13 protein-coding genes are annotated in these 13,152 nt (G+C 39.4%); 4 read left to right on the top strand and 9 right to left on the bottom strand.

All coding sequences use genetic code 11. The features are described 5' to 3' along the window. Window positions 1-48: 48 nt before the first annotated feature. Complete coding sequence (locus BTO08_RS20990; protein WP_105062496.1) at window positions 49-1,788, bottom strand: amidohydrolase; 1,740 nt, start codon at window positions 1,786-1,788, stop codon at window positions 49-51. Between the two features lie 224 nt (window positions 1,789-2,012). On the opposite strand from BTO08_RS20990, the gene BTO08_RS20995 reads away from it, so the two are divergent. From BTO08_RS20995 to BTO08_RS21005, 3 genes are all read left to right on the top strand, one after another. Beyond that, a complete protein-coding gene (locus BTO08_RS20995) occupies window positions 2,013-2,339 on the top strand; it encodes a hypothetical protein (protein ID WP_242446318.1) in 327 nt (108 codons plus the stop codon). 154 nt (window positions 2,340-2,493) lie between these two features. Continuing rightward, a complete protein-coding gene (locus tag BTO08_RS21000) occupies window positions 2,494-3,195 on the top strand; it encodes an HAD family hydrolase (protein ID WP_105062497.1) in 702 nt (233 codons plus the stop codon). 345 nt (window positions 3,196-3,540) lie between these two features. Then, window positions 3,541-4,299, top strand: a complete 759-nt coding sequence (locus BTO08_RS21005; RefSeq protein ID WP_105062498.1) for a DUF2076 domain-containing protein — start codon at window positions 3,541-3,543, stop codon at window positions 4,297-4,299. Window positions 4,300-4,361: 62 nt separating this feature from the next. Here the strand turns inward: BTO08_RS21005 and BTO08_RS21010 are convergent, their stop codons facing one another. Further along, window positions 4,362-5,120 carry a hypothetical protein gene (locus BTO08_RS21010; protein WP_105062499.1) on the bottom strand — a complete coding sequence of 253 codons (759 nt, stop codon included), beginning with the start codon at window positions 5,118-5,120 and terminating at the stop codon, window positions 4,362-4,364. 44 nt (window positions 5,121-5,164) lie between these two features. Beyond that, window positions 5,165-5,581 carry a septal ring lytic transglycosylase RlpA family protein gene (locus BTO08_RS21015; protein ID WP_105062500.1) on the bottom strand — a complete coding sequence of 139 codons (417 nt, stop codon included), beginning with the start codon at window positions 5,579-5,581 and terminating at the stop codon, window positions 5,165-5,167. Window positions 5,582-5,827: 246 nt separating this feature from the next. Here BTO08_RS21015 and BTO08_RS21020 point away from each other — a divergent pair, with 246 nt between their 5' ends. Then, window positions 5,828-6,079 carry a DUF2999 family protein gene (locus BTO08_RS21020; protein WP_005364493.1) on the top strand — a complete coding sequence of 84 codons (252 nt, stop codon included), beginning with the start codon at window positions 5,828-5,830 and terminating at the stop codon, window positions 6,077-6,079. A gap of 80 nt (window positions 6,080-6,159) precedes the next feature. Here the strand turns inward: BTO08_RS21020 and BTO08_RS21025 are convergent, their stop codons facing one another. The 6 genes from BTO08_RS21025 to BTO08_RS21050 form a co-directional block, all read right to left on the bottom strand. Beyond that, entirely contained in the window at window positions 6,160-7,266 is a 1,107-nt protein-coding gene (locus BTO08_RS21025) for an ABC transporter permease (RefSeq protein ID WP_105062501.1), read from the bottom strand. Continuing rightward, the gene (locus tag BTO08_RS21030) at window positions 7,266-8,192 is read right to left on the bottom strand and encodes an ABC transporter ATP-binding protein (protein ID WP_105062502.1); all 927 of its coding nucleotides are present in this window, start codon (window positions 8,190-8,192) and stop codon (window positions 7,266-7,268) included. Before BTO08_RS21030 ends, BTO08_RS21025 begins: the two co-directional genes overlap by 1 nt. Beyond that, a complete protein-coding gene (locus BTO08_RS21035) occupies window positions 8,192-9,145 on the bottom strand; it encodes an HlyD family secretion protein (protein WP_105062503.1) in 954 nt (317 codons plus the stop codon). The genes BTO08_RS21030 and BTO08_RS21035 overlap by 1 nt, the downstream gene beginning before the upstream one ends. A gap of 262 nt (window positions 9,146-9,407) precedes the next feature. Next, on the bottom strand, window positions 9,408-9,779 hold the full coding sequence (gene nirD / locus BTO08_RS21040; protein WP_105062504.1) for a nitrite reductase small subunit NirD: 372 nt from the start codon (window positions 9,777-9,779) through the stop codon (window positions 9,408-9,410). Further along, the gene (gene nirB / locus BTO08_RS21045) at window positions 9,776-12,292 is read right to left on the bottom strand and encodes a nitrite reductase large subunit NirB (protein WP_105062505.1); all 2,517 of its coding nucleotides are present in this window, start codon (window positions 12,290-12,292) and stop codon (window positions 9,776-9,778) included. Before nirB ends, nirD begins: the two co-directional genes overlap by 4 nt. A gap of 9 nt (window positions 12,293-12,301) precedes the next feature. Beyond that, window positions 12,302-13,135 (bottom strand): ABC transporter ATP-binding protein, encoded by an 834-nt coding sequence (locus BTO08_RS21050; protein ID WP_005364475.1) that lies wholly within the window; start codon window positions 13,133-13,135, stop codon window positions 12,302-12,304. Between the last annotated feature and the right edge of the window lie 17 nt (window positions 13,136-13,152).

Raw genomic sequence — 13,152 nt, forward strand, 5'->3', positions numbered from 1 at the left:
TTCAGCTTACATGCTGTTAATAGGCGTTTTTATTGCTTTTACAGTCTGTTACTTATCAATTGGAAACAGTTTACCCTCAAATACAGTGCCGTAAATTGGGATATCTTTAAGGGTTTTGATTTCCACTTTATACGGGTCTTGCTCTAGAATAGTAAAGTTCGCTATTTTTCCCGTTTTAATACTGCCTAGCGTCTCTTCTTGGCCCCATGAATAAGCCGCTTCAATTGTTATACCACGCAGAGCAGCATCTCGAGATAGTGCTAAATCTGGTCGAATAACATTGCCTTCATTACTTATACGTGTTGCTGCACTCCAAGCTAGTAATAATGGATCTGATGGCGCCATTGGTGCATCAGAGTGAAGCGATACCGGAATACCTTGTTTCTCAATCGTTGCCAAGCGAACCATTGAGTGAGCACGCTCTTCACCTAAACCAACCTCTCCAAACTTTTCGCTAAAGCCAGTCACATAATAAGGATTTACACTAATAATAGCCCCGAGTGATTTTAACTTCTCGACTTGCTTATCCGTTGAGTTTGCAAAATGAATAATGGTAAAGCGATGATCTTCACGTGGGTATTCAGCCTGGCGCTTTTCTAAAATCTTAATTAACTTCTCAACGCCAAGATCGCCGTTTACATGCACCAGTACTTGGTAATCGTTTTCCCAGAAAATCTTAGTGATAGCTTCAACATCTTCTGGCGTTTGAATCCACTCCCCATGATGTCCATCGGTATAGCCATCTTTCATCTTCATCAACTGAGAGATAATCGCACCATCAAACAACAACTTAACTTGTTTATCAAAGAAACGAACTTTGCCATCTTCAGGTAATATTGTCGTTATGCGTTCAACCTCTTTCAATACACCTTCTTTACCCTTTGCAAAATATGGCGTTTTACTTTCTGGCGTAAAGAATGAATACATAGGTGTTGATTCACTACCAAGAATATCAAGGTAAGTATCAATCATATAATCAGGGATAAATGCTCCAGGCTCGTTGTAAGCGGTAACCCCTTTTTGGTGCAGCATCGTCACCATTTGCTGTAAACCAGCAGAGAAACGCTCTTTAGTACCTAACTCAGTGGCAATACGTGGAAGTAAGTAAATTAAAGCGCCACCTTCGTAAAAATGTCCTTTCTCAAGGTTAGCCTGATCGGAAACTTCTTTACCTAGCTTATCAATATCAGTTTGATTAAGACCAAATTTTTCAATAAATGCAGAATTGACATAAAACTCATGCGCAGAACGATGCCACACACCTATTGGGCGTGTTTTAGATATTTTATCTAGCTCTTGACGTGAGAGGTCACCATGAAAGAAATTGTTAAATCCCCATGTCCATAGCACTTCATTCGGATCTTTTAACGCTTTTTCTTGCGCTATCAAAGCAGCAATATAGTCATCATGGTTAGTTACAGCAGGCCACGTTTTTGAAGGCAGTTGCCACTCTTCTGGCGCTATAACAGGCATATTTAATGTTAACGCAGCTAAGAAAGGATGTAAGTGTTGTTCAATAAAGCCGGGCATCAGTACTTTATCGTCTAAATCTACTTTTTTAGAGTTTGGATACTGTTTCAATGCTTCTTTTTCTGATCCAACATAAACAATTTTGCCATACTTACTCGTCACAACCGCCTCAGCTCTTGGTTGTGATTTTTCCATAGTGATCACTGAGCCACCATAGAAAATCGTTGTTTGAGGATCTTTATGTTCATTTGCAAGAGCGCTAAATGATGTAGATGCTAGCATTAGCATTAATGAGGAAGAAAGCGTTGAATATTTCATAAATCCCTTTATTTTCAGTAATTATCTAGATCTAACTTAAACAATTTAACCGTAATTACTGTTTCTTTATTAAAAATAGATATATTAGTCACAAAAAAACACCACCCCCATCATCACTATATATATCAATACGTTAAGGGAATATTTGATAGATTTAATTTTTATAGTGAAATACCGTCTTTTTCTGTAGAGTATAATTATCATCAATACGCAATGGAGATGACATGATGAGCATGACAAGCGTAACAATCACAGTGCCAGCGCATTTAGTGCCTGGAGGTTTACCCACTCCTAATGTCAAAGCATTTGGGTTTAATGGCTTTGAGCGCAGCTTTGTTAATTCAGACAAAGACGACATAACAACCTTTGCTTTTTTTGCACCTGTCGCCAGTTGTACCGAGAGTCAATTTAATCAAGAGCTCGAAAAATACTTTTGGCATTTTGCAAAGGGAACGCCTTTTCACATGACAAAAGAGTTTGATAATCAAACTGCCAAACATCACCGCTGTAAGTACCTAAATGAACAGCTCATTCAAGAAAGCATCGCTTAATATTTTCTTCTATCTCTCAATACGTTCCGTTTACATTTATCTGTCGTAATCATGAATTAGTAAAAATTACATGGTTACGACACAAAAATGTCATGCTACCTCCCTACCCTCAATCAGCAATTTATCGTGATAACTAACTAGTAAGGAATGAGATTTGTCACTTAATCTTGAACACAACATTCGCCCTTGTTTGGCCATTTTTGATCTTGATGAAACACTTATCGCAGCAGACTCAGCTAGCCTTTGGACAACATTTCTCGTTAATAACCTACTTGCTTCTTCATCGTTAGAACAACAAGAAGCTGAAATGATGAAAGCTTACAAAAAAGGTAAGCTTGATATGGAGAGCTATATGCATAAAACATTAGCTCCTTTAGTAGGAAAAACGGAGCAAGAAATATCTGCCCTCGTTACACGTTTTATTGAAGAATATATTTCACCTGCCGTTTATTCTGATGCTATTAAGCGAATTGAATGGCATAAAAAACGTGGTGATGAAATCATTATTGTCTCAGCTTCATCTGAACATCTCGTGAAACCAATTGCGAAGAAACTCGGCGTCTCCCATTGCATCGCTATTAATTTAGAGACGATTAACGGTGTATATACAGGGAAAACATGTGGTGTTCTCAGCTATCGCGAAGGTAAAATTACACGTCTTGAATCATGGCTAGCAGAGCAATCACAATATTTTCGTCACTATTACGGCTATAGTGACTCCATCAACGACTTACCTTTACTTACATTCGTTCAAAAACCTTTTGCTGTTAACCCTGATCCAGCTCTCGCACTTCACGCTCAAATGAATGAGTGGACAATTATGGACTGGCGACACGATAACAATATCTTACGCTAACAACAGACATGCGCATCATAACAACAGCATACTTTTGATTTTATGCTGTTTTAACCTATTACTGTATTGATATTTCATATTGCAGCCCTCATTTACAGATCGTAACAATAATCGTCCCTAATTTTTGTGGCGAAGAGTAGATGTGTTACAACTTTCGTAATACATTATCTGGGCATTTTATTTAGATTTAAGGCTTGTATTAGCATATTCAGCTACTGTTCAAGTTAATAATGCGAATAATGCAGTAACGAACTAACCTATAAAGCACGGCTGATTCTCTTTATTTCAGAATCAGCTATGCAACTAAGCTATCCCTGCACATAGGGTATTGAGAAGGTAAAAACCATGACTCCACAAGAAAAAGATCTTATTCAAAGTGTTGCTACTAAGCTCAAACAAAGCCCAGAAAGCAAAAAAGATGCAGATGCTGAAAAATTCATAGCCGATGAAATAGCATCTCAACCCGATGCTATTTACAAACTTACTCAAGCAGTTTTAGTACAAGAAATGGCACTAAAACAACTAAAAGAGAAGAACGACTATTTAGAAAAGAATGCTGAGTACTATAAAGAAGAATCAAACCGTGGTTCATTAAGTCGTATGTTTGGTGGCTCACGTCCTGCTCCTCAGCCACCACAACCACCAGTTCGCCAGCCAAGTGCATTTGGTGGATTTATGCAAACAGCGGCAGGTGTTGCTGCAGGTATGGTTGCAGGTAGCGTAATTAGTAACATGCTATTTGATCACGATCAGCCAGCAGATACAGCAGCGGCAGATCCTGCGCCAGCAGCAGATGCAACGGATACAACCCAAGATGCTGCACCTGATACAGCATCTGCAGATCAGTCTGTACCAGAAGCTGATGTAGCAAACCCAGCGTTTGACGACCAAGGCGGCAGCAGTTTCCTAGACGACACAGCTAACAACTTTAGCTCTGATTACACCGGTGGATTTGGTAACTCAGGCTTTGATGATAACCAAGGGTTTGGCGATTCAGGTTTTGGCGGTGATGACAGCGGCTTTGGTGACGATGATACATTCGCTAACAATGGTTTTGGTGGTGGCGACGACAGTGGCTTTGGTGACTTCGACGACGACCTATAATCGATTATAAAAACAAAAAAGAGCGCATCAGCGCTCTTTTTTTATCTCTCTGAAATTCGCATTTATTCTACGCTAGAAATTTCGGTTGCTTCTGAATTATCCATTAAAGCACGATAAGCCGTAGCTTCAACTGCTGCAATAATAAATGGAATTGCAATAACAATAACGCCCCAGATAAACACATAAATAAATTTAAGGCTCATCGCAAAGTTAGGGTTAGCAAATAATAAGAAAATAGGTAAACCGATAAACAACATATAAAACGCAACAGGTAGCAGCCCGGCAATCACAAAGGCATATAACCTTTTATGCTTAGTCAGCTCTAGTGCATCTTTAAAAGACGCTTTTTTCCCCGCAGCAATAGCAGGTAAAACAAAAGATAGACGAGAAAAAATCACCCAACCTGCACAGCCTAATAGTAACAATATACAATACAGTACGCCGTTATTTACCCAGTCATAATCGATTTGAAAAACAGCCCATATAGCATTTAACAATCCAAACAGTAGGAATAAATAAGCCGTATAGTGACGCTGCTGGGCATCAAAACTGATACCTTTCCAGGTAGAAAAGCGCGTATCGTCTGTACCATGGCTGTCTAGTATTTGCTGAGTTCGTAGACAAATAATGGAAGAAACAAGGAAAATTGCTATATTTAGGACAAATACAATAAGCTCCTCATATATCTCACTACCAGCCATTGATACCTTTAATGAACGTAATAAATACGTCACTATAAATGGAATGAGTAATGCCTTTACTAACCGTCTTTTATTAGAAAAAACGGTTTGTACCGACTGGTGAAGTGTTTCTAAAATCATCTAATATCCTTTCAATCATCGTCATAACGATAAACTAATACAGGCTAATTTAACGTCTCAACTTTTACCTTAAGTACACCTGACGCTGTATTTCCGATCGCACTAAAAGCTGAACGGGATAAATCTATTACTCGCCCTTTTGTGAATGGGCCTCGATCATTAACGGTCACAACAACACTTTTACTATTTGCTAAATTAGTTACTTTAACTTTGGTACCAAAAGGTAATGTTCGATGTGCTGCTGTTGGTTTATTTTGATCAAAGCGCTGTCCGCTTGCTGTCTTACGCCCTTGATATTTATTTGCGTAATACGATGCTTTACCGTATTCAGTATGATGACTATGGTTTAAAACAGTTTTTTTTGTTAATTCCGTATTACCTGAGTTTGCACATCCTCCCACTGTTAACAAACAAGCAAATAATAAAACACAGTGTCGAATAGCGATTTTCGGTACAAACATCATTAATCCTATATATGAGCATCAGAGCAATTTTACGCCATCATATAACTATTTGATAATTCGTATGTAAAGGTTATGTAAAAGTTATAACCTATAGATATGTAAGTAACAAATTTAATCGCTTATTATTTATGTGTAATTAACAATACTTCTTAACTTCCAAGTAAGCGTCATTTCTCAGTACTCACAATGAAAAGCTAGTGTTAAACTAATTGTCTATTTTATTTAGTCGTTAAAGGTCATGTGATGAACCCAATTATTGCCCTGTTGAAAGAGAACAATATCAGCGATTCCCAAATTAATGAGATTTTTCAGACGTTGACGCAAAACCCTCTTGCAGCAATGACAACAATTAGTCAGCTCGGCTTACCACAAGATAAGCTACAACAATTGATGGCTCAGGTAATGCAAAATCCAGCATTAATCAAAGAAGCAGTTGAAGAGTTAGGCTTAGACTTCTCTAAAGTTGAAGAAGCAAAAGCACAACTGAATAAGTAAAATATTATTCAGTAGTAAAAGGTCGTTAAAAACTTAGCATTTAGCTACTTGTTATAACGACCTTTACATATCCCAAAATACTAATCTAAATTTTTCTTAAACCTCATTATCGCAATGAGCATACCGATTATCGTAAAGCCAACAAGCCACAGCGTATCACGCCATAACTCCATCATATCTGCACCTCTAAGTACAATTCCGCGAATAATACGAATAAAATGCGTCGTCGGTAATATCTCAGCTAACCACTGTGCAAATAACGGCATCCCTTCATAGGGAAACATAAAGCCTGATAATAAAATAGAAGGCAAAATAATAAAGATTGTCATCTGCATTGATTGCAATTGCGTCTTTGCTTTCGTCGATATCACTAACCCAAGCGTTAGGCTGGCAAGAATAAACAGCAGCGTTGCTAAAAATATCTGCGTGATTGCACCATTAATCGGCACATCAAACACCAAATTACCCAAACTTAATATAATGAATGATTGAATTAAGCCGATAAATATATAGGGAATGATCTTGGCGAACATAAGCTCAGAGGGATACATAGGCGTCGTGATCAATAACTCTAAATTTCCTTGCTCCCTTTCCCTTACGATTGCAACAGACGTAAATAGCACCATCGTCATTGTTAATATCACCCCAAGTAAGCCTGGGATAATATTAATGGCAGACTTTCGTTCAGGGTTAAAAAATAAGGCAATTTCAAAACTGTTAGTTGCGATCGCTCTCTGTGGTAATACATCTTTAAATGGCATGTTTTTTAACTGCATGATGGTCGAGCTAATAACGGTATCTGAACCATCAACAAGCCACTGCCCTAATACCTGATGCTGGATAATTCGACGTTCAAGATCATCTGGAAGCACAAGTACAGCTTTAACTTTGCCATCAACAATCGCTTTTTCACCCTGCTGAGGAGTAGCATAACGATGAATTACATCAACAGCTTGCGTTGCTTTTATTGCCTCTACCATCATTCTACCTGTAGTTGAATGACTTTGATCTACAACCGCTACAGGTATATTACGTACATCCGTATTTATCGCATAGCCAAACAGTAATAATTGAACCAATGGGATCATAACAATCATGGCAAAGGTGATACGATCACGGCTTAATTGTCGTAATTCTTTTATAATTAGCGCTTTGATACGCAATAAACTTAATGTCGCTTGATTCATTACTGCCGACCTTTTCCAGTATTGGTAACAAAAACATCTTCAAGACTGGGGCGTGTAATCGTCATTGTTGCTGTCTGCAATTGAGGAATTTGAACTTTTAGCCATTCGATAGGATTATTAATTTGTTTGGCTATTAACACTCTTAAACGTATACCAAGTTGTGCTGCAGAGCGTACTTCAGGAAGTCGTACAATAATCGGTTTCAACTGCCTTAAATGCTCAGCTTCTACTTCAACAACATTAACAGCCATATTCTCCATAAGCTGCTGTGGAGATCCATCAGCGCGCACAATTCCCGCCTCCATAATTGCAAGACCGTGGCAGCGTTCGGCTTCGTCCATATAATGTGTAGTGACAAGGATGGTTGTTCCTTTATCTGAAAGATCGAACAACTGCTCCCAAAAATCACGACGATTTTCTGGATCAACGGCAGAAGTAGGCTCATCAAGCAACAAAAGATCAGGGTTATGCACTGTGGCCGCAGCTAAGGCCAAACGTTGCTTTTGACCACCACTTAAACTTCCAGCTCGCTGTTTTACTCTCTGATCTAAACCATATACAGCAAGCTGTTCATGAATTCTTGGTTTTAGTACCTTATTCGATAGCCCAAACATTTGCCCCATAAATTCAAGATTTTCATAGATGGTAAGATCTTGGAAAAGAGAAAATTTCTGAGTCATATACCCCATGCGAAGACGGAGTTGTTCGGCTTGTTGAGGAATGGATAACCCCAATACATCTACCTTACCTTGGCTCGGGGTTAACAAGCCTGTTAGCATTCTTAATGTTGTGGATTTTCCACAGCCATTCGGGCCAAGAAACCCATAAATAGCACCTTTTGGCACTGTCAGGTTTAAATTATCAACCGCAACAAAATCACCAAACTTACGAGTAAGACCTTGAGTAACAATCGCATTATCACTCATTACGGCATCTCCACTTGTACAGGAATACCGGCTGGTAGATCTTTACCATCTGGCGGTAGATCGATTTCTGCGAGATAAACTAAACGAGAGCGATCATCACCGCTTAACGCATAATAAGGTGTAAATGAAGGTTGGGTAGCAATCCAGCGCAGTGTTCCCTGATAACTCTTTTCAAGTCCATCAATGTGTACCTTAAGAATATCACCAGCTTTCAATTTAACTCGATAAGGTTCAGGTACATAAACACGTGCGTAAGGGACAGTATGCGCGCTTAAAATTGCAACCGTGTTGTTTGAAGCTACTCTGTCTCCCACATGAAATGGCAAACTTTCAAGTAAACCATCTCGCGTTGCTTTAATCGTATAGTCATTTAATAATTCTTGCTGTAATTGCACTTCAGATTTTGCCGCTAACAGTCCCGCCTGCGCTTGTTTAATGTCTTCTAAACGCTCGCCATTAAGTAATTTTTTGAGTTTATTCTCAGCGACTGTCAATTCAGCTTGAGCTATATCTCTTTGTGCCAAAACACGCTCTCGATCTGCGGCCGAAACAACTCGTTTTTTAAAGAGCTTTTGAAATCGAACATATGCATCTTGTTTTTCTTCGAGATTTGCTTGATTTTGGACAACTAAAGCTTGGGCTTCAGCAATATCTTCTGGCCTAGCACCATTGGTTAAACGCTTTAAATAAAACTCGGCTTGTTGTTGCGATGCACGTGCTTTATCTAATCGACTTTGCTGCTGTAAAGACCTTAAGGTAACGAGCACATCGCCTTTTTTAACGTCACTTCCTTCTTTAATCGGTAACGAGGTAATGATTTCATTAGCGGTTGACGTTAGTTTGATTTGATCTCTTTCCAATGTTCCTAATGCCAACTTACTTTCTTGTTGGGTACAGCCCATCGTTAACGCTGAGATAAATAATAATGTATATAATTTTATTATTAGTCGCATTTACGCATTCCTTTTCAATACACATAAATGTATATACGTATAAAATCACTTTGTATTCAATATGATATTAGAACATCAAAGTCATTTTAAAAGTTATTTATTCATCACACCTTTAGTCGTTCCCTATAACAACTTGCGAATAATTAACTTAAAACCATTAACAACAAAGCCGGCCTTAAGCCAGCTTTGTTGTTGATAGTGATAGAGCGCGATTTTCAACGTTTTCTTAATAACATCAAATCTTTCAACTTCACAGTAATCACTAGCCTGTATAAAGCCATAACTCGTTATTGTTCCAGCGAGTTTTCCATGTACCTAGGGTATGCTCAGGGACTTCTAAGCACTTCCCTGTCGCCAGATCATAATGTTGTTTCAATAATGGTGAGGCGACACATAGCACACCATCTTGATCACCAATAATGCCGCGACTCATGACATAAGCTTCTGCAATAGGATCCCAATTATCAACGGCATAGACCACGTTATTTTGTTTAGGCAGGTAATACAGTGCAATTTGTTGTTGATTCACTAAGGCGGCAATACCAGAGTTAGGAACTAAATCATCTTTATGGCAGATCTTAACCCAACGAAGATCTGATTTTATTGATTGAGGTATTTCCATTACATCACTCATAATTCCTCCTTAATAGGGATACGCTGACCTCTAATACGTTGATATGGTAAAGAGATCTCTTCATCTTTGAGATTGACAAACTGACGAAAGCGGTTCAGTTTTTGCTCTGATGATAAGGTTGTTTTCCATTCACATTGATAACTATTAATAACATGTTCCATTTGCTGTTCTAATGAGGTGTTGATGGCAAGTTTATCTTCAATAACCACTTGTTTGAGATAATCGAGCCCACCTTCTAAATTTTCTAGCCACACTGATGTTCGTTGTAGACGATCAGCTGTTTTTACATAAAACATTAAAATTCTATCGATATAAGCAATCAAGGCGGGTTTATCTAAATCAACAGCAAATAGATCGCCATGACGTGGACGCATACCACCATTACCGCCAACATAGAGGTTCCAGCCCTGCTCTGTTGCAATAATGCCAATGTCTTTACTTTGTGCTTCTGCGCATTCTCGGGTACAACCTGAGACAGCAAATTTCAATTTGTGCGGTGAGCGTAACCCTTTATAACGATTTTCTAATTCAATCGAGAGTGCCATTGAATCATCAACCCCATAGCGACACCACGTCGAACCAACGCAAGATTTAACGGTTCGTAATGATTTACCATAGGCGTGACCCGTTTCAAAACCCGCCTCAATTAACTCAGCCCAAATATCAGGTAATTGTGATAATTGTGCGCCAAACAAATCAACCCGTTGTCCACCTGTGATTTTGGTATATAAATCATATTTTTTGGCCACTTCACCAAGGGTGATTAATTTATCGGGGGTAATTTCACCGCCGGGGACACGAGGCACAACTGAATAGCTGCCATCCTTTTGAATATTTGCGAGAAAAGCATCGTTAGAATCTTGCAGAGGTTGATAAGGTGATTCGAGAACATGCTCATTCCATAATGAAGCAAAAATTGATGCTGCTGTTGGCTTACATATATCACAACCTAACCCTTTTCCATGAGTAGAGAGTAAGGTTTCAAAATCTTGAATTTTTTCCACTTGGCATAAATGGAAAAGCTCTTGGCGAGTATAAGAAAAGTGCTGGCAAACATGATTGTTTACTTCCATTCCCATGCTCGCTAATTGCTCATCAACAATCTGTTTAACCATGGAGCTACAGCCGCCACAACCTGTACCCGCTTTCGTCACTTGTTTAATTTCACCGAGTTCGTGACACCCCTGCTGTACTTGGCTGATTAATGCGCCTCGAGTAACGTTATGACATGAACAAACCACACTATTTTCATCAGTGGATGGCGCTAACATTGAAGTATCAAATAACAGTTGTGCTGGGTGCTCGGTTAATATTATCTGATTTAAATAACATTGTAATAAGGCGTCATAATCGCTGCTATCTCCCACTAAAATAGCGCCTAGAATTTGAGTACTATCAGCATTCACAACTAGCTTCTTGTAACGTCCACCAGCACTGTCTTGCAATACAACTTCTTTCGCCCCTTCAGTGCGCATCTGTGCATCACCGATAGAAGCCACTTCAACGCCTAATAGTTTCAATTTGGTGCTCATATCCGCACCAACAAACTTAGCCTCTGTATCGCTAACTAATTGCGAAGCAACAGTACGCGCCATGCTATAACCTGGTGCAACAAGACCAAAAATTCGAGCTTGCCATAACGCACATTCACCAATCGCGTAAATATGTGCATCACTGGTTAAGCAGGTATCGTCAATCACAATACCGCCACGTTCGCCAATCTCTAATTCACATTGGCGAGCAAGGGTGTCTTGCGGTCTTATCCCTGCAGAAAAAACAATCACATCGACATCTAATGGCGTATCATTTTCAAACCATAAACGATGAGTGGCGGTTTCCCCATCAGTTATCTTTTCTGTACGCATATCTGTGTGGATATGAACGCCTAATTCAGTGATTTTCTTTGCCAGTAAATCACCCGCTAAATCATCTAACTGAACAGGCATTAATCGAGGAGCAAACTCAACGACATGGGTTTCTAAACCTAATAAACGTAAGGCATTTGCCGCTTCAAGCCCAAGTAACCCACCGCCAATAACAGCGCCAGTTTTGGCTTGTGAACAGGCATTCTTTATCGCCGCAAGATCATCAACAGTGCGATAAACAAAGCAATTTTGACGATCGTTGCCTTTAATCGGCGGAACAAATGGTGTTGATCCCGTCGCTAACACTAATTTGTCATAGTCTAAGCTAATCAGCTCAGAGGTAACCACATCACGAATATTAACCGTTTGCTGAGCGCGATTGATCTCAACAACTTGTTGCCCTAGCCGTAAATCTATACCTTGGTTTTGATACCACGACACATCACCCAACATAAGATCTTGTTGAGATTTATCAGCAAACATCGCTGATAATTGCACCCGATCGTAAGCCGCTACCGACTCTTCACCAATAACCGTAATGCAATAGTGTACTAAACCGCCTTTATCGACTAATTGATCAATAAAGTGGTGCCCCACCATGCCATTACCAATCACAATAAGATGTTGTTTATCCATTCCGTTGTTCATATTGCCTCCTTACGCGACTTCTTGCGTTCTTGGCTGAGTCATTGGCTTAACTTTGCAGTGTTTCTCATATAAAAATTGTAAAACTTGCTGACGTAGATATTGATACCGTTCGTTATTTGCGAGAGAAACACGATTTCTAGGGCGAGGTAGATCAACTGCTAATACTTGACCGATTGTGGCTGCAGGACCATTGGACATCATCACAATGCGATCAGATAACAGCACAGCTTCATCCACATCGTGGGTGATCATAATGATGGTATTATTAAGCTCAGCTTGAATTGCCATTAAGGCATCTTGCAGATGTGCTCTTGTCAGTGCGTCTAAAGCACCAAATGGCTCATCCATCAGTAAAACATTGGGCTGCATCGCTAAAGCACGAGCAATCCCTACCCGCTGCTTCATACCACCAGAAATTTCATCAGGCTTTTTGTCACTAGCATGAGTCATTTGCACCAACTCTAAGTAGTGCATCACCTGTTGATTAAGTAAGGTCTTACTCACTTTTTGTTTTTGATGTATCGCGACCTGTTTAAGCGCTAACTCAACATTTTGATAAACCGTTAACCACGGTAATAAAGCGTGATGCTGAAAGACGACCGCCCTATCAGGACCCGGGCCTGCAACTTCTTTATTACTGACAATAACCCCACCGTCGGTTGGCATCTGAAGACCTGCGATTAAATCAAGCACGGTTGATTTACCACAACCAGAATGTCCAATTAAGGAAATAAACTCTCCTTTATTGACAGTTAGATTAACGTCTTTCAAAGCAACAAATTCGCCCGTTGCGACAGGGTAACGCATCCCTAATTGAGTTAACTCAAGTAATGGTTTTTGCATCTTACTTCTCCTTTTTC

The organism is Photobacterium angustum (genome assembly GCF_002954615.1).
Taxonomy (GTDB): domain Bacteria; phylum Pseudomonadota; class Gammaproteobacteria; order Enterobacterales; family Vibrionaceae; genus Photobacterium; species Photobacterium angustum_A.